Annotated in this window: 16 protein-coding genes; all 16 read right to left on the bottom strand. The window is 73.4% G+C overall.

What is annotated here, in order from left to right; genetic code table 11:
- Positions 1–24 precede the first annotated feature (24 nt).
- Positions 25–261 carry a hypothetical protein gene (locus E8D34_RS19340; RefSeq protein WP_136595780.1) on the bottom strand — a complete coding sequence of 79 codons (237 nt, stop codon included), beginning with the start codon at positions 259–261 and terminating at the stop codon, positions 25–27.
- A gap of 42 nt (positions 262–303) precedes the next feature.
- A complete protein-coding gene (gene ligD / locus E8D34_RS19335; protein ID WP_136595781.1) occupies positions 304–1,281 on the bottom strand; it encodes a non-homologous end-joining DNA ligase in 978 nt (325 codons plus the stop codon).
- Positions 1,282–1,346: 65 nt separating this feature from the next.
- Positions 1,347–2,366, bottom strand: a complete 1,020-nt coding sequence (locus E8D34_RS19330; protein ID WP_136595782.1) for an LLM class flavin-dependent oxidoreductase — start codon at positions 2,364–2,366, stop codon at positions 1,347–1,349.
- A 52-nt stretch (positions 2,367–2,418) separates the two neighbouring features.
- Positions 2,419–3,759, bottom strand: coding sequence for a transcription antitermination factor NusB (locus E8D34_RS19325; protein ID WP_206056771.1), 1,341 nt, complete (start codon positions 3,757–3,759; stop codon positions 2,419–2,421).
- A gap of 74 nt (positions 3,760–3,833) precedes the next feature.
- Complete coding sequence (gene fmt / locus E8D34_RS19320) at positions 3,834–4,772, bottom strand: methionyl-tRNA formyltransferase (protein WP_136595784.1); 939 nt, start codon at positions 4,770–4,772, stop codon at positions 3,834–3,836.
- On the bottom strand, positions 4,772–5,317 hold the full coding sequence (gene def, locus E8D34_RS19315) for a peptide deformylase (protein ID WP_136595785.1): 546 nt from the start codon (positions 5,315–5,317) through the stop codon (positions 4,772–4,774). The genes fmt and def overlap by 1 nt, the downstream gene beginning before the upstream one ends.
- A 69-nt stretch (positions 5,318–5,386) precedes the next feature.
- Positions 5,387–7,486, bottom strand: a complete 2,100-nt coding sequence (locus E8D34_RS19310) for a primosomal protein N' (protein WP_168929484.1) — start codon at positions 7,484–7,486, stop codon at positions 5,387–5,389.
- A 45-nt stretch (positions 7,487–7,531) separates the two neighbouring features.
- Positions 7,532–8,734 carry a methionine adenosyltransferase gene (metK, locus tag E8D34_RS19305; protein ID WP_136595786.1) on the bottom strand — a complete coding sequence of 401 codons (1,203 nt, stop codon included), beginning with the start codon at positions 8,732–8,734 and terminating at the stop codon, positions 7,532–7,534.
- A 144-nt stretch (positions 8,735–8,878) separates the two neighbouring features.
- Positions 8,879–10,144, bottom strand: coding sequence for a bifunctional phosphopantothenoylcysteine decarboxylase/phosphopantothenate--cysteine ligase CoaBC (coaBC, locus tag E8D34_RS19300; protein WP_136595787.1), 1,266 nt, complete (start codon positions 10,142–10,144; stop codon positions 8,879–8,881).
- Between the two features lie 16 nt (positions 10,145–10,160).
- On the bottom strand, positions 10,161–10,475 hold the full coding sequence (rpoZ, locus tag E8D34_RS19295; protein WP_136595788.1) for a DNA-directed RNA polymerase subunit omega: 315 nt from the start codon (positions 10,473–10,475) through the stop codon (positions 10,161–10,163).
- Between the two features lie 11 nt (positions 10,476–10,486).
- Positions 10,487–11,086 carry a guanylate kinase gene (gene gmk / locus E8D34_RS19290; RefSeq protein ID WP_240771419.1) on the bottom strand — a complete coding sequence of 200 codons (600 nt, stop codon included), beginning with the start codon at positions 11,084–11,086 and terminating at the stop codon, positions 10,487–10,489.
- Complete coding sequence (gene mihF / locus E8D34_RS19285; protein ID WP_136595850.1) at positions 11,079–11,396, bottom strand: integration host factor, actinobacterial type; 318 nt, start codon at positions 11,394–11,396, stop codon at positions 11,079–11,081. The genes gmk and mihF overlap by 8 nt, the downstream gene beginning before the upstream one ends.
- Before the next feature lie 200 nt (positions 11,397–11,596).
- Positions 11,597–12,079 (bottom strand): hypothetical protein, encoded by a 483-nt coding sequence (locus tag E8D34_RS19280; RefSeq protein ID WP_136595789.1) that lies wholly within the window; start codon positions 12,077–12,079, stop codon positions 11,597–11,599.
- A 26-nt stretch (positions 12,080–12,105) separates the two neighbouring features.
- Positions 12,106–12,963 carry an orotidine-5'-phosphate decarboxylase gene (gene pyrF, locus E8D34_RS19275; protein ID WP_136595790.1) on the bottom strand — a complete coding sequence of 286 codons (858 nt, stop codon included), beginning with the start codon at positions 12,961–12,963 and terminating at the stop codon, positions 12,106–12,108.
- Positions 12,960–14,030, bottom strand: a complete 1,071-nt coding sequence (locus E8D34_RS19270; protein WP_136595791.1) for a quinone-dependent dihydroorotate dehydrogenase — start codon at positions 14,028–14,030, stop codon at positions 12,960–12,962. Before E8D34_RS19270 ends, pyrF begins: the two co-directional genes overlap by 4 nt.
- On the bottom strand, positions 14,027–17,335 hold the full coding sequence (carB, locus tag E8D34_RS19265) for a carbamoyl-phosphate synthase large subunit (RefSeq protein WP_136595792.1): 3,309 nt from the start codon (positions 17,333–17,335) through the stop codon (positions 14,027–14,029). Before carB ends, E8D34_RS19270 begins: the two co-directional genes overlap by 4 nt.
- Between the last annotated feature and the right edge of the window lies 1 nt (position 17,336).

The raw sequence follows: 17,336 nt of genomic DNA, 5'->3' as shown, positions 1-17,336 counted from the left end.
GCCGACCCACGTCGTGCGGTGTCGTCAGCCGTCGAGGCTGCGGTGCACGCTCAACCCGATGACCACGCCGTAGGCCACCACCGCGACCCCGGACAGCAGCGCGCCGAGGACCACCAGCACCAGTCCGACGAAGGAGCCCGGACCGATCCCGATGCCGGCGCACATCAGCAGGACCCCGAAGAACATCGGCGCCCTGATCCGCGACATCCCGGCGTCCGTCGCGTACCTCGCCGACCGCCGTACGTCATCCGTCGTCCCCATGCCGCACACAGTAGGGGCAAGACAGTACCCCCGGGCGCGATCTCAGCCGTCGCCGTCGTCGGCGGACATCCCGTCCTCCCGCTCCTCCCGATCCGCCCACTCCAGCAGCGGCGCGATGTCGAAGACGTGCTCGTCGATGTCGGCGTGCAGGTCCCCCAGCTCGCCGTAGCGCCGCGGCACGGTGCGGATCGTGAAGTCGCGCGGGTCGGCGTCATCGACCTCGTCCCAGCGGATCGGGGTGGAGACCCGGGCGTCGGGCAGCCCGCGCACCGAGTACGCCGCCGCGATGGTGTGGTCGCGAGCGTTCTGGTTGTAGTCCACGAAGACGTGGTGCGGGTCGCGGTTCTTCTTCCACCACGTGGTGGTGACGTCGTCGGGCGCGCGCCGCTCGACCTCGCGGGCGAACGCCCAGGCCGCGCGGCGCACGGTCTTGTGGTCGTGGTCGGGCCGGATCCGGACGTACACATGCAGCCCCTTGCTGCCGCTGGTCTTGGGGTGGCCGACGGCACCGAGCTCGTCGAGCACCTCCTCCACCACGCGCGCCGTGCGCCGTACGGCGTCGTAGCCGGAGAGCGGGCCCGGGTCGAGGTCGATGCGCCACTCGTCGGGCTGCTCCACGTGGCCGCGCCGGCTGTTCCACGGGTGGAACTCGACGGTGGACATCTGCACGGCCCAGATCACCGACCCGAGCTCGGTCACGCACAGCTCGTCGGCGGTGCGCGACCAGCGGGGGAAGAAGAGCTGCACCGTCTCCACCCACGGTGGGGCGCCCGCCGGCAGCCGCTTCTGGTGCACCTTGTCGCCGGCCAGCCCCTTGGGGAACCGGTGCAGCATGCAGGGACGCTCGCGCAGCGCGTTCACGATGCCCGGCCCGACGGCGAGGTAGTAGTGGACGAGGTCGAGCTTGGTCGCGCCGATCTCGGGGAAGTAGATCCGGTCCGGGTTGGAGACCCGGACCGTCCGCTCCTCCCCCTCGGGGTCGAGTGGCGGGACGACGACCTCGGTCGCTGGGCTCGGCATGGGCCGAGCCTAGGGCGTGGCGCCGACCCGCCCGGAACGATCGCCGGAGCGGGACGGCGCCGGGCTCACCGCCAGCCGAGGGCCGGCGCCACCTGCGTGAGCAGCGACTCCAGCACGTGGGCGTTGTAGTCCACCCCGAGCTGGTTGGGCACGGTGAGCAACAGCGTGTCCGCCGCCGCGATCGCCTCGTCCTCCTTGAGCTGCTCGATGAGCACGTCCGGCTCGGCGGCGTAGGAACGCCCGAAGACGGCGCGCATGTTGTCGATCACGCCGACCTGGTCGCGGGAGTCGCCGCCGTCGCCGAAGTACATGTCGTCGAGGTCGGAGACGATCGGGAAGATCGAGCGGCTCACCGAGACCCGTGGCTCGCGCTCCCAGCCGGCCTCGGCCCACGCCTCGCGGAACGCGGCGATCTGCTTGGCCTGCTGGACGTGGAACGGCTCGCCGGTCTCGTCCTCCTTGAGCGTGGAGCTCATCAGGTTCATGCCGAGCCCCGCCGCCCACCGTGCGGTGGCGTCAGAGGCGGCGCCCCACCAGATCCGCTCCCGCAGCCCCTCGGAGTGGGGCTCCAGTCGCAGCAGCCCGGGCGGGTTGGCGAACATCGGTCGCGGGTTGGGCTGCGCGAACCCCTCGCCCTTGAGCACCTCCAGCAGCACCTCGGTGTGCCGGCGGGCCATGTCGGCCTCGGTCTCCCCCTCGGCGGGCCGGTAGCCGAAGTAGCGCCAGCCGTCGATCACCTGCTCCGGGGAGCCGCGCGAGATCCCGAGCTGGAGCCGCCCGGTGGCGATCAGGTCGGCGGCGCCCGCGTTCTCCGCCATCATCAACGGGTTCTCGTAGCGCATGTCGATCACCCCGGTGCCCAGCTCGATCCGGCTGGTGCGGGCGCCCGCCGCCGCCAGCAGCGGGAACGGGCTGCCCAGCTGGGCGGCGAAGTGGTGGACCCGGAAGTAGGCGCCGTCGGCGCCCAGCTCCTCGGCCGCCACGGCGAGGTCGATCGACTGGTGCAGGACGTCGGCCGCGGTCCGCGCGACCGACCCGTGACCCTCCGACCAGTGCCCGAAGGAGAGGAATCCGATCTTCTTCACAGGTGATCCAACTTTCAACCGGATGTGGGCATTCCCGGGCGCCGCGACCGGCTCAGATCCGGCGCAGCAGCGCCAGGAACATGGCGTCGGTGCCGTGCAGGTGCGGCCACAGCTGCACCGTGCCGGGCAACGGCCCTGCGGCGTCGGTCACCCCCGGCACCAGGCCGCTGGCGTCCTCGAGGAGCACGTCGTCGCGCTTGCGGACAACGGAGGCGACCACGTCGCCGGTCTCGCTGCGCACCGGCGAGCAGGTCGAGTACAGCACCACACCGCCCGGGCGCAGCAGCTCCAGCGCCGAGGCCAGCAGCTTGCGCTGCAGCAGCACCAGCTCCAGCAGGTCGTCGGCCGAGCGGCGCCAGCGGGCCTCGGGACGCCGGCGCAGCGCGCCGAGCCCCGAGCAGGGGGCATCCACCAGGATCCGGTCCACCGAGCAGGCGGCCAACGGCGGAGCGGTGCCGTCGGCGTTCACCACGCCGGCCACCCCGCCGGCCAGTCCCGGGGCCGACAGCGAGCGCTGCACCAGGCGGGCCCGGTGCAGGTGCGGCTCCGTGGCCACCAGCCGGGCGCCACGTTGCGCGGCCAGCGCGGCCAGCAGCGCGGCCTTGCCGCCCGGCCCCGCGCACAGGTCCAGCCAGACCTCGTCGCGCCCCTCGACCGGCGCCGTGGCCAGCGCGTGCGCCACCAGCTGCGAGCCCTCGTCCTGGACGCCGGCGCGGCGCTCGGCGACCGCCGGGACGGCGGCCGGGTCACCGCCGCCCTCCAGCACCACGCCGTACGGCGAGTACGGCGTGGGCGAGCCGGGCAGCTCCTCGCGGGTGGCCAGCCCGGGGCGGGCCACCAGGGTGACCCGCGGTGGCAGGTTGTCGGCGGCCAGCAGCGCGTCGAGGTCCGCGCCCGGCGCCGCCAGCTCCAGCTGCTCGACCACCCAACGCGGGTGGCTGTGCACGATCGCCGCGCGGCCGAGGCGCGGCATCGTCGCCGGCGCCACCTCGGCGAGCCAGTCGTCGAGGTCCTTGGTGGCGACCTTGCGGAGCACCGCGTTGCAGAACCCCGCGGCCCCGGGGCCCACCTGGTTGTGGACCAGGTCGACGCTGGTGCTGATCGCGGCGTGCACCGGCACCCGCATCGCCAGCAGCTGGTGGCAGCCCAGCCGCAGCACGTCGAGCACCGCCACCTCGACCTTGCGCAGGCTCCGGTCGATGCAGGTCGCCAGGATCGCGTCGTAGGTGCCCTGCCGCCGGATCGTGCCCGAGGCGAGCTCGGTGGCGAACGCCGCGTCGCGGCCGTCCAGGCCGTGCTCCTTGAGCACCGCCGGCAGCACCAGGTTGGCGTAGGCGTCCTCGGCCCGCACCGCGCGCAGCACCTGCAGCGCCGCGGCCCGCGGGCGGTCCACCGGACGGGCTGGACGGCGGCCCCCGGAGGTCCGGGGGCCGGCGGGCCGTGGGCGCCGACGGGGCGCCGGGCGGGTCACTGGAAGGTCGCTCCGTCCGCCAGGCGGGCGCCCCGCGCCCAGTCGGCCGCACCCATCTCCTTCTTGCCGAACGCCTTCACCCGACCGAGCCGGACCGGCGTGGTCGCGGTGCCGACCAGGACCTCGTTCTTGCCGACCACCAGCACGCCGGGCTTCGGCGCCTCGCCGGCCTCGTCGCTCCAGTCCACGGGGGTCACCGCGCCGAGCTTGACCCGCTCGCCGTCGTACTCGGTCCAGGCGCCGGGGAACGGGCTGCAGGCACGGATCCGACGGTCCACCGCGGTCGCCGGGTCGGTCCAGGCGACCCGAGCGTCCTCGACGCTGATCTTCGGCGCCAGGGTGATGCCGTCGGCCGGCTGCTCCCGGGCCTCCAGCGAGCCGTCGGCGATGCCGTCCAGCGTCGCGACCAGCAACCCGGCGCCGCCGTCTGCCAGCCGGCCGAGCAGGTCACCGGCGGTGTCGGTGGCGCGGATGGTCTCGGTCATCACGCCGAAGGTCGGGCCCGCGTCCAGCGCCTGGACGATCCGGAACGTGGTGGCACCGGTGACCTCGTCGCCGGCCCAGATCGCGTGCTGCACCGGTGCGGCACCGCGCCACGCGGGGAGCAGCGAGAAGTGCAGGTTGACCCAGCCGTGCTCGGGGATGTCGAGCGCGGACTGCGGGATCAGCGCGCCGTAGGCGACCACCGGGCAGCAGTCGGGACGCAGCGCGCGCAGCTGCTCCTGGAACTCCGGGTCCCGCGGGTGCTCCGGCTTCAGGACCGGTACGCCGAGCTCCTCCGCGCGCAGCCCGACGGGGCTCGGGGTCAGCTTCCGGCCGCGACCGGCGGGCGCGTCGGGACGGGTCACGACGCCGACCAGCTCGTGTCCGGACGCGGCGATCGCATCCAGCGCGGGGACGGCGACCTCGGGGGTGCCGGCGAAGACGACGCGCATCAGAATCCGAATCCGTTCGTGCGGTGGGGCGAGACCTTGATCGTGGGCTGCTCCAGCCCGAACCACTCCGACTCCCGGATCTCGCGCATCGCCGCCTTCCGGGCGGCGTCGTCGAGGCGGTCGATGAAGAGCACGCCGTCGAGGTGGTCGGTCTCGTGCTGGATCGCCCGCGCGAGCATCTCCGAGCCCTCGATCCGCACCGGGTCGCCGTACATGTTGAAGCCGCTGGCGACCACCGACAGCGCGCGCAGGCAGTCGTAGGTCAGCTCGGGCAGGGAGAGGCAGCCCTCCGGGCCGTCCTGGGTCTCCTTCGACAGCTCGAGCGAGGGGTTGACCAGGTGGCCGATCTCGCCGTCGACGTTGTAGGTGAAGACCCGCAACCCGACGCCGATCTGGGGCGCGGCCAGGCCGGCGCCCGGGGCGTCCATCATGGTGTCGGTCAGGTCCTGGACGATCTGGCGCAGCTCCGCGTCGAAGTCGACGACCTCGATGGCGGGGCGGCGCAGGATCGGGTCACCGAAGAGTCGGATCGGTCGAATGGCCACGGGGCGAGTCTAGTGTCGCGGCGCTCCGGCGCCGATCCGGGCGTCGCCGAGGCCGCCGCCCCCGCACGCTCACAGGCGGGGTGGGTCGACCTGGATCCGCACCGGCTCGAGGCGCCGCGCGGACCGCGCGCGCTGGGCCTCCCGCAGGGCGCGCGCCAGCGCGGGGCCGTCGGCCTGCGGCACCCGCACCAGCATCCGCTCGACCACCGACGGGGCCGACCGGGCATCGCCGCCAGCCCCCGGAGCGTTCCCGACGCCCGCGCCGCCGGACGGCGGCGGCGCCGGCAGCGGTCCCAGCACCTCCGCGCCCGCCGGCAGCGCGGTCAACGTCAACAGGTCGCCGATCGCGCCGGGGGTGCCGGTCAGCGTGGCCAGGCGTGCGGCCGGTGGCAGCCGCGCCGAGCGCCGCTCCTCGGCCTCGCGGACCGCGAAGCCCTCCGGGTCCCAGCGCACCAGCGTCTGCAGCGCGGGCAGCCCGGGGTCGCCGACGGCCAGCGCCCGTCCACCGGCGCGGACCAGTCCGATCGCGTTCGCCCAGCGGCGGACGGCGTCCTCCGCGGTGCGCAGGCCGTCATGGGCCAGCGCCAGCCAGGTGTCGAGCAGCACCACGACCGCGTAGCCGCCCTCGGCCACCGGCTCCGCCCCCGGGGTGGCGACCACGATCCGCGGGCCGGCGGGCACGGTGTCGCGGATCCGGTCACCGGAGGACGTCACCACCGGGACCCGCGGGAAGATCCGGCCCAGCTCGTCCGCGGTCCGCGCATCGCCGAGCACGGGCGCGCGGAGCCCGTGCCCGCCACAGGTGCCGCACGTCCAGTCGGGGACGACCGTGGCACACCAGCGGCACGCCGGCGGCGTGGTCGGGCCGGTCAGCTGAAGCGGCCCGGTGCACGCGGCGCACCGGGCGGGCGTCCGGCACCGCTCGCAGGCCAGGCGCAGCGCATAGCCGGCCCGCGGCACCTGCACCAGCACGGGACCGTGCTCCAGCCCCCAGCGCACGGCGTCATGCGCCTCCTTGGGGATCCGCGCGCCCGCGGCGTGCGGGTCGCGGCGCAGCGCGTGCTCGCTGGCGCCGCTGACCGCGACCAGCACCCGGTCCCGGCGGCGCTCGCGGGGCAGGCTGATCTCGCGCGCCCAGCCGCCGGCGAGGAGCTGCGCCCCCTCGACGCTGCGGCCGAAGCCGGCGACGATCGCGCCGGCCCCCTCGATCTCGGCCCGCATGCCGAGCACCTCGCGCACGTGCGGGTACGGCGCCCGCGGCTCGGCGTGCAGGTCGTCGCCGTCGTCCCAGACCACCACCAGCCCGAGGTCGCGCACCGGCGCGAACGCGGCGGAGCGGGTGCCGACCACGATCCGTCGGGTGCCCCGGGCGACGGCCAGGAAGTCGCGGTAGCGGGCGGCCGGCCCCGGCTCGGCCCGCAACGTCACGTGGTGCTCCTCGCCCAGCAGCGCCCGGAGCGCGGCATCGACCCGCGCCACGTCGCGGTGGTCGGGCAGGCAGAGCACCGTGCCCCGGCCGCCGGCGAGCGTCGCCGCCGCGGCGACAGCCAGCAGGTGCGGCCAGTCCTCCCCCGGCGCGACGGACCAGACCGCGCGCGGCGCATGACCGGCGCGCAGGTGCTCCAGGAAGGCAGGGGCGGCGGGGTAGGCGTCCCAGGCCCGCGCCGCCTCGGCCGGCAGGTGCAGCGGCGGCTCGGGCGGCGACGGCTCCCGCTCCACCGTCGCGTGGCGCGGCGGGACCGCCAGGCGGCGTACGTCGGCGCTGGCGCCGGCGTAGTGCTCGGCCACCCGGTCGCACAGCGCCCGGACGGCCGGGCTGAGCACCGGCTCCGGACTGACCAGGCGGCGCAACGGCGCCAGCCGCCCGTCGTGGTCGCTGGTCGGGCCGCGCCGGACGACGAAGCCGTCGACGTCCTGCCCGCCGAAGCGGACCTTGACCCGAGCCCCGGGCCGGGCGCCCTCGGCCATCGCCACCGGGACCGCGTAGTCGAACTCGCGGTCCAGGTGCGGCAGCCCGAGGTCGAGCAGCACACCGGCCACCGGGTCGACGTCGGTGATCTCCACCTCCGCCGCCTTGCGGGCCCGGGTGCGGGCCGCCTTGGCGCGCCCCTCCGCGGCGCGGTCGCGGACCAGCCCCGGCAGCTCCAGGGCGGGCTCGTCGGGGGTCATGGGCGCAGTTCTACCAGCGCCGCCGACCCGGCCGACCGCGAGGTGTCAGAGACCGACGGCGGCCTTGAGCGCCTCGGCACGGTCGGTGCGCTCCCAGGTGAACTCCGGCAGCTCGCGGCCGAAGTGACCGTAGGCGGCGGTCTTGGCGTAGATCGGGCGCAGCAGGTCCAGGTCGCGGATGATCGCGGCCGGGCGCAGGTCGAAGACCTCGAGCACGGCCTGCTGGATCCGCTCGTCCGGGACGACGCCGGTGCCGAAGGTCTCCACGAAGACGCCGACCGGGGCCGCCTTGCCGATCGCGTAGGCGACCTGCGCCTCGCAGCGGCGGGCCAGGCCCGCGGCGACGACGTTCTTGGCCACCCAGCGCATCGCGTACGCCGCGGAGCGGTCGACCTTGGACGGGTCCTTGCCGGAGAACGCGCCGCCGCCGTGGCGGGCCATGCCGCCGTAGGTGTCGACGATGATCTTGCGACCGGTCAGGCCGGCGTCGCCCATCGGGCCGCCCACCACGAACCGGCCGGTCGGGTTGACCAGCAGGCGGTAGCCCTCGGAGGGCACCGAGGACCGGAACTGCTCGAGCACCGGCTCGATCACGTGCTTGGTGATGTCGGGGGTCAGCGTCTTGTCGAGGTCGATGTCCTCGGCGTGCTGGGTGGACAGGACGACGGTGTCGATCCGCACCGGGCGGTTCTCCTCGTCGTACTCGATGGTGACCTGGGTCTTCCCGTCGGGGCGCAGGTAGGGCAGCGTGCCGTCCTTGCGGACCGCGGAGAGCCGCTCGGAGAGCGTCTGCGCGATCTTGATCGGCAGCGGGAACAGCTCGGGGGTGTCGTCGCAGGCGTAGCCGAACATCAGGCCCTGGTCGCCGGCGCCCTGCTTGTCGAGCTCGTCGCCCGAGGCCTCGACACGGTCCTCGTAGGCGTCGTCGACGCCCTGGGCGATGTCGGCCGACTGCGCACCGATGGCGACCTGGACGCCGCAGGAGCGCCCGTCGAAGCCCTTCTCGGAGGAGTCGTAGCCGATCTCCAGGATCCGGTCGCGCACCAGCTGCGCCACGGGCGCGTACGCCGACGTGGTGACCTCACCGGCGACGACGACGAGACCGGTGGTCAGCAGCGTCTCCACCGCGACCCGCGAGGACGGGTCGTGGGCGAGCAGGTAGTCGAGCACCGAGTCGCTGATCTGGTCCGCGATCTTGTCCGGGTGCCCCTCGGTCACGGACTCGGAGGTGAAGAGACGTCCAGTCACGGGTTCATTGCTCCTGCGGTTCGGACCCGGCCACGGAGCCTGGTCGTTGATGAAGTCGGTGGTGCGTACCCCAACGATACGTACCGGTGGCAGCGGGATCGGGCCGATCTCACGGGAATCGCGAGGATCGGACCGGTCGGTGGATCAGGAGGATCGCGAGAGCCGCTCGGCGACCCGGTCCCAGATCACGTGCGCCAGCGCCGTTTTGGAGCCGCGGGGCACCTCGGAGGTCGATCCGTCGTCGCCGAGGATCACCGCCTCGTTGTCCTCGGCGCCGAAGACCGCTCCCCCGCCGACGTCGTTGACGACGAGCAGGTCGCAGCCCTTGCGGGCCAGCTTGGCGCGGGCGAGGTCCAGCACGCTGCCCGTGCTGTCCCCCGTCTCGGCCGCGAAGCCGACGACCACCCGCGCGGGACGGGCGGCGGCCAGCTCGGCGAGGATGTCGGGGTTCTGCTCCAGCTCGATCGTCGGCGCGGAGCCGTCGGCCGCCTTCTTGATCTTGACGGTCGACTCACCGGTGGGCCGGAAGTCGGCCGGTGCCGCGGCCATCACGACCGCGTCGGCGCCGGTCGCGGCCGACAGGACGGCCGCCCGCAGCTCGGCGGTGGTCTCCACACGCTCGACCTTGACCCCGGCCGGGTCGGGCAGCGTCACGTTGGCGGCGACGAGGGTGACCTCGGCGCCGCGAGCGGCGGCCGCGCGCGCCAGTGCGTAGCCCTGGCGCCCCGACGACCGGTTCCCGAGGAACCGGACCGGGTCCAGCCGCTCCCGCGTGCCTCCGGCGGAGACCACCACGCGACGGCCGCGCAGGTCCGGCGTGAGCGCACCGCGGGCGAGCACCTCGACGCAGAGGTCGAAGATCTCGGCCGGGTCCGGCAGGCGACCCTTGCCGGTGTCCGCGCCGGTGAGGCGGCCCTCCGCTGGCTCCACGACCACCGTCCCCCGCTGACGCAGGGTGGCGACGTTCGCGACCGTCGCGGGGTGCTCCCACATCTCGGTGTGCATCGCGGGGGCGAGCACGACCGGGCAACGCGCCGTCAGCAGCGTGTTGGTGAGCAGGTCGTCGGCGAGCCCGTGGGCGGCCTTGGCCATCAGGTCGGCCGTCGCCGGCGCGACGACGACCAGGTCCGCGGACTGCCCGAGGCGCACGTGCGGCACCTCGTGGACGCCCGACCACACGTCGGCCGCGACGGGCTTGCCCGACAGCGCGGCCCAGGTGGGCGCGCCGACGAACTCCAGTGCGGCCGACGTGGGCACGACGGTCACGTCGTGGCCGGACTCGGTGAACCGCCGCAGCAGCTCGCACGCCTTGTAGGCGGCGATGCCGCCGGACACACCGAGGACGACCCTCGGCCGGTCCGGCGCCCGCTCGGCCTCGTCGACCGGAGCGCCGGCCGGGTGGGAGGACACGGGAAGTGCCCTCAGCTCACTCGCTGAGCTCGGGCTCGGCGGCCGCAGCCTGCTCCGCGGCGAGCTCGGCCGGGTCGATGTCCTCGCAGGTCAGCAGGTCCTCGTTGATCTCGCGGAGCGCGATCGACAGCGGCTTCTCCTGCACGTGGGTCTCCACCAGGGGACCGACGTACTCCAGGAGGCCCTCACCCAGCTGGGAGTAGTAGGCGTTGATCTGCCGCGCCCGCTTGGCACCGTAGAGGACCAGCTTGTACTTGCTGTCCGTCTTGGAGAGCAGGTCGTCGATCGGCGGGTTGGTGACGCCGACGGCGTTGATGTTGGGGGCAGACACGCGCAGTAGCCTCACAAGTCGTTGATGGGTGAACCCATCAAGGCTACCAACTCCTCGGCCGCGTCGTGAACTTCGTGGTTCACGATGGTCCGATCGAACTCCGCCTCAGCGGCGAGCTCGCGGCGCGCGGTCTCCAGCCGACGCTCCCGCTCGGCCTCGTCCTCGGTGCCGCGCCCGACGAGACGGCGCACGAGCTCCTCCCACGACGGCGGCGCGAGGAACACGAACAGTGCCTCCGGCATGGTCTCCCGGACCTGACGCGCGCCCTGCAGGTCGATCTCGAGCATCGCGGGCCGTCCGGCCGCGAGCGCCTCCTGGACGGGACCACGCGGGGTGCCGTAGCGGTGCCGGCCGTGCACCACGGCCCACTCCAGCAGACGGCCCTCGGCGACCATCGCGTCGAACTCGTCCTCGTCGACGAACAGGTAGTGCACGCCGTGGACCTCGCCGGGCCTCGGCGCCCGAGTGGTCGCCGAGACCGAGATCCACACCTCGGGATGCTGCTCACGAACCGCGGCGGCGACGGTGCCCTTGCCGACCGCGGTGGGTCCTGCCAGCACCACCAGTCGTCGCGGGGTCTCCACGGTGACGTCGGTGGTGCGGTCAGTCACCAGCGAACTCGCGCTCCAGGGCGGCGATCTGCTTCACGCCCAGCCCACGGACGCGTCGCGACTCGGCGATACCGAGCTTCTCCATCATCTGGCGGGCCTTGACCTTGCCGAGACCGGGAACGGACTGCAGCAGGTCGGCCACCTTCATCTTGCCGATGACCTCGTTGGTCTGGCCCTGCGCCAGCACCTCGGAGATCGAGGCGCCGGAGTTCTTCAGACGGTTCTTCACCTCCGCGCGCTCACGACGGGCGGCGGCGGCCTTCTCCAGGGCAGCCTGTCGCTGTTCCGGAGTCAAGGGAGGCGGAGGCAGTGCCACGGGCGGGTCCTTCTGTGTGAGGGTGCGACGGCAACATCGCCGACGGGCACACTTAACCAGACCGCCAGATCACGGGCAACGCATGGCCGTCCAATGGTTCCCGGCGGGTCGCGCAGGGCGTCGCACGGGGCCCCGGGGCCGACTCCCCGGAAGCCGTCGTGGCGGGCGCCCCGGGCGGCCACCCCGGGCCTCGGTCACAGGCTCAGCGGGGACCGGCAGACGTCGCGGGCCTGCTGCTCCACGGCGGCCATCGCGGCCTGGGTGCCCGGGGCGCCCAGCGCCGCCGCGGCGGCGTCGATCGCCGCCCGGTCGGCGCGGCTCAGCCCCACCGGCGGATCGTCACGCCGGTACGTCGACGGGTCCACCCCGGCGTCGTCGAGCGCGTCGACCAGGTCGCCGACCGCGCCGTTGACCCGGGCCCACTCGTCCGCGATGTCGGCGGGCGCGGCGGCCTCCAGGCGCTCGAAGCTGGGCAACGCACGGATCAGGCCGGTGGTCGGTCCGGCCGCCAGCGCCTGTCCGACCGCCGCCCGTTGCTCGGCCACCGTCGCGCAGTAGCCGTCGATCGCGTCAGCGTCGTCGGTGACGGCCGCGTGGACGACCGAGCCCACCCCGACCGCGACCACCGCGAGCGCCGCGGCGCGGGTCCACGGCGAGCGCAGCGTCCGGTGGAGCATCGGGGTCGTCGGGCGCGGCGGCGGGCTCACCCGACCAGGACCCGCAGCTCGTCGTTGGCGCGCCGCGCGGCGTCGGAGAGCCCGCGGGCGTCGGGGCCGTGCCGGAGGATGCCGCGCGAGGAGGTGGCCAGGACCCGGGGTGCCGCGGCACCGAAGATCCGGGAGAGGTCGGCCACGGTGCCACCCTGCGCGCCGTAGCCCGGGGCCAGGATCGGTCCGCCGAAGTCCAGGTCGAGGCCGCCGGCGATGGCCTCGGGATCGATGGTGGCTCCGACGACGGCGCCGAAGGAGCCGAGCCGATCGGCACCCTCGTTCAGCCGGGCCAGGTGGGCCAGCACGGTCGCGGCCACCGAGCCGCCGCCGTACGCCGGCGTGGTGACGGCGTGCTGCACCTCCGGGCCCTCCGGGTTCGAGGTCGCGGCGAGCACGAACAGCCCGGCGTCGAACCGGCGAGCGGTGTCGACGAACGGCTGCAACGACCCGAAGCCCAGGTAGGGGCTGACCGTCACCGCATCCGAGGAGAGCGGGGAGGCCGGGTCGAGGTAGGCGTCGGCGTAGGCCTGCGAGGTCGAGCCGATGTCACCGCGCTTGACGTCGAGCACGACCAGGGCGCCGGCCGCGCGCGTCTCCGCGATCACGCGCTCCAGCACGGCCACACCGCGGCTGCCGAACCGCTCGTAGAACGCCGACTGCGGCTTGATGGCGCTGACGTACGGCGCGAGCGCCTCGACGGCGCCGAGCGCGAACCGCTCCAGCCCGGAGACGTCGTCGCCGTAGCCCCACTCGGCCAGCAGGCCCGCGTGCGGGTCGATGCCGACGCAGAGCTGGCCGCGCTCGGCGATCGCGGCGGCGAGTCGGGAGCCGAAGGTCGTCGCGGCGGTCATCGAGCGGTCCTCTCCAGGTCGTGCAGGATCCGGCGCGGCCAGGCGGGCCCGCCGTAGATGAAGCCGGTGTAGGCCTGCAGCAGGGTCGCCCCGGCGGCCAGCCGCTCGGCGGCGTCCGCCGCGGTCGCGATGCCGCCCACGCCGATCAGCGTCAGCTCCGGACCGACCCGCTCGCGCAGCAGCCGGAGCACGTCGGTGGCCCGCTCGCGCACGGGCGCCCCGGAGAGCCCGCCAGCGCCGATCGCGGCCACCGCGGCCGGGGCGGAGACCAGGCCCTCACGGCTGATCGTGGTGTTGGTCGCGATGATCCCGTCCAGCCCGAGCGCGAGCGCCATGTCGGCCACCGCAAGCACGTCCTCGTCGGCCAGGTCGGGGGCGATCTTGACCAGCAGCGGCACCCGCCGATCGGCCGTGCTCTCGTCCGCGACGCGGCGGACGTGCGACAGCAGCGGGGCCAGCTTCTCCACCGACTGCAGGTTCCGCAGACCGGGCGTGTTCGGCGAGCTGACGTTGACCACCAGGTAGTCCGCGAACCGGGCCAGCTGGCGGGTGGAGGTCTCGTAGTCGGCCTCGACCGCGGCCTGGTCCTCGTCGGGGACCACCTTGGACTTGCCGATGTTGATCCCCAGCACCGGCCGCCCGGGGGTGCCGACCGGGCCCGAGCCGACCGGGCCCCGGGACTCGGCGAGCCGCCGGGAGACCGCGTGGGCGCCATCGTTGTTGAAGCCCATCCGGTTCACGATCGCCCGGTCCTCGGGGAGCCGGAACATCCGCGGCTGCGGGTTGCCGGGCTGGGCCAGCGCGGTGACGGTGCCGATCTCGACATGGCCGAAGCCGAGGCCGGCCAGTGCCGCGTAGGCCAACCCCTGCTTGTCGAACCCGGCGGCCAGGCCGAGCACGTTGGGGAACGTCAGCCCCAACGCCTCCACCGGCGCGCCGGGCAGCGTCATCCGACGCAGCACCGGGCCCGCGGCGCGGATCGCGCCGAAGCCCAGGTGGTGCGCCTTCTCGGGGTCGACGTGGACGAAGCCGTGCCGGAAGAGCGCGTCGTAGACGGCTCCGCTCACCGGGCGGCCTCGCGCGCCCGGCTCCAGTCCTGCAGGGATCGCACGCCGATCTCCCCCGCTCGCAGGGCGGAGATCCCCTGGACCGCGGCCGCGGCACCCTGCACGGTGGTGATGCAGGGGGTGCCGGTCAGCACCGCGGCGGCGCGGATGTCGTACCCGTCGTGGCGCCCGTCGGCCGAGGAGCCGTTCGGGGTGTTGACGATCAGGTCGATCTCGCCGTCCTGGATCATGCCCACGATGGTCCGCTCGCCATCGGGGCCGGGGCCCGAGGAGTGCTTGCGCACCACGGTCGAGGGGATGCCGTTGCGCCGCAGCACCTCGGCCGTGCCCTCGGTGGCCAGCAGGTCGAAGCCGTAGTCGGCCAGGACGCGGGCGGGGAAGACCATGGTCCGCTTGTCGCGGTTGGCGATCGAGATGAAGACCTTGCCGCCGAGCGGCAGCGGCCCGAACGCTCCGGCCTCGGCCTTGGCGAACGCCGTGCCGAAGTGCGCGTCGAAGCCCATCACCTCGCCGGTCGACTTCATCTCCGGACCCAGGACGCTGTCGACGAACTGCCCCTGCTTGGTCCGGAACCGGTTGAACGGGAGCACGGCCTCCTTGACCGCGATCGGCGCGTCGGCCGGCAGCAGCCCGCCGTCGCCGGTCGCCGGGAGCAGGCCCTCGGCCCGCAGCTCGGCGATCGTGGCGCCGAGCATCACCCGGGACGCGGCCTTGGCCAGCGAGGTCCCGGTGGCCTTGGAGACGAACGGCACCGTGCGGCTGGCGCGCGGGTTGGCCTCGATCACGTAGAGCACGTCGGCGCCCAGGGCGAACTGGATGTTGATCAGCCCGCGCACGCCGACGCCCTCGGCGATCGCCTCGGTGGCGGTGCGGATCCGCTCGATCTCGCTCCGGCCCAGGGTGATCGGCGGCAGGGCGCACGAGGAGTCACCGGAGTGGATGCCGGCCTCCTCGATGTGCTCCATGACGCCGCCGAGGAAGAGCTCCTCGCCGTCGTACAGGGCGTCGACGTCGATCTCGACCGCGTCGTCGACGAACCGGTCGATCAGGACCGGGCGGTCCTCGCTGATCAGCTCGGTCGCCGCCTCGAGGTAGGTCTCCAGCATCTCGTCGGAGTAGACGATCTGCATGCCGCGGCCGCCGAGGACGTACGACGGGCGCACCAGCACCGGGTAGCCGATCGAGTGCGCGATCTCGCGGGCGTCCTCGAACGAGACCGCCGTGCCGTGCTTCGGGGCGACCAGGCCGGCGTCGGCCAGGATCCGACCGAAGGCACCGCGCTCCTCGGCCAGGTGGATCGCCTCGGGACTCGTGCCCACGATCGGGATCCCGGCGTCCTGCAGCCCCTGGGCCAGGCCCAGCGGGGTCTGGCCGCCGAGGGTGGCGATCACGCCGGCGATCGGCCCCGCGGCCCGCTCGGCCTCGACGATCTCGAGGACGTCCTCGAGCGTCAGCGGCTCGAAGTAGAGCCGGTCGGAGGTGTCGTAGTCGGTGGACACGGTCTCCGGGTTGCAGTTGACCATGATCGTGTCGTAGCCGGCCTTCGACAGCTCCTGCGAGGCGTGCACGCAGGAGTAGTCGAACTCGATGCCCTGACCGATGCGGTTCGGACCCGAGCCGAGGATGATGACGGCCTCGCGCTCACGCGGGACGACCTCGGTCTCCTCGTCGTAGGACGAGTAGTAGTACGGCGTCCGCGCCTCGAACTCGGCGGCGCAGGTGTCGACGGTCTTGAAGACCGGCCGGATCCCGGTCGCGTGGCGCACGGCGCGGACCTCGGACTCGCTGAGGCCGCGGATCTCGCCGATCTGGATGTCGGAGAAGCCGTGCCGCTTGGCGAGCCGCAGCGTCCGCTCGTCGAGCTCGGCGGCGTCGCCCACCGTCGTGGCGACCTCGTTGAGCAGGAAGAGCTGGTCGACGTACCAGGGGTCGATCCTGGTGGCCTCGAAGATCTCCTCGGGCGTGGCACCCGCGCGGATGGCGAGCATCAGCTTCTGGATCCGACCGTCGTGCGGACGCTTGACCTCCGCGAGGAGGGCGTCCTTGTCACCGCACTCGCCGGCCCAGGTGAAGGCCGAGCCCTTCGACTCCATCGAGCGCAGCGCCTTGTTGAGCGCCTCGGAGAAGTTGCGGCCGATCGACATCGCCTCGCCGACGGACTTCATGTGGGTGGTCAGCGTGGAGTCGGCGGTCGGGAACTTCTCGAACGCGAAGCGGGGAACCTTGACCACCACGTAGTCCAGGGTCGGCTCGAACGAGGCCGCGGTGGAGCCCAGCGGGCCGGCGGTGATGTCGTTCTCGATCTCGTCGAGGGTGTAGCCGATGGCCACCTTGGCGGCGATCTTCGCGATCGGGTAGCCGGTCGCCTTCGAGGCCAGCGCGGAGGAGCGGGAGACGCGCGGGTTCATCTCGATGACGATGACGCGGCCGTTCTCCGGGTTGACGGCGTACTGGATGTTGCAGCCACCGGTGTCGACGCCGACCTCGCGGATCACGCCGATGGCCAGGTTGCGCAGGTGCTGGTACTCACGGTCGGTGAGCGTCATCGCCGGCGCGACGGTGATCGAGTCGCCGGTGTGCACGCCGACCGGGTCGAAGTTCTCGATGGAGCAGATGATGACGACGTTGTCGTTCTTGTCGCGCATCACCTCCAGCTCGTACTCCTTCCAGCCGAGGATCGACTCCTCGATGAGCACCTCGGTGGTCGGCGAGGCCGAGAGCCCGGCGCCGGCGATGCGGCGCAGGTCCTCGGCGTCGAACGCGATGCCCGAGCCCAGGCCGCCCATGGTGAACGAGGGCCGGATGACGACAGGGAAGCCGAGCTCCTCGGTGGCCTTCTCGACCTCGTCCATGCTGTGGCAGATGAACGAGCGGCAGACCTCGCCACCGACCTTGCGGACGATGTCGTTGAACAGCTCTCGGTTCTCGCCGCGGTGGATCGCCTCGAAGGAGGCACCGATCATCTCGACGCCGTACTTCTCCAGTACGCCGTTCTCGTGGAGGGCCGTGGCGGTGTTGAGCGCGGTCTGACCGCCCAGGGTCGGGAGGATCGCGTCGGGGCGCTCCTTGGCGATCACCTTCTCGACGAACTCGGGGGTGATCGGCTCGACGTAGGTGGCGTCGGCGAACTCCGGGTCGGTCATGATCGTCGCCGGGTTGGAGTTGACCAGGATGACCCGCAGGCCCTCCTCCTTGAGGATCCGGCAGGCCTGGGTGCCGGAGTAGTCGAACTCGCAGGCCTGGCCGATGACGATCGGGCCGGACCCGATCACCAGGACGGACTTGATGTCCTCGCGCTTGGGCATG

Origin of the sequence: Nocardioides sp. GY 10113, from assembly GCF_004919105.1 — a bacterium.
Taxonomy (GTDB): Bacteria; Actinomycetota; Actinomycetes; order Propionibacteriales; family Nocardioidaceae; genus Nocardioides.
Note: the sequence above shows the minus strand (reverse complement) of the source record. Positions and strands in the feature narration are given on the sequence as shown.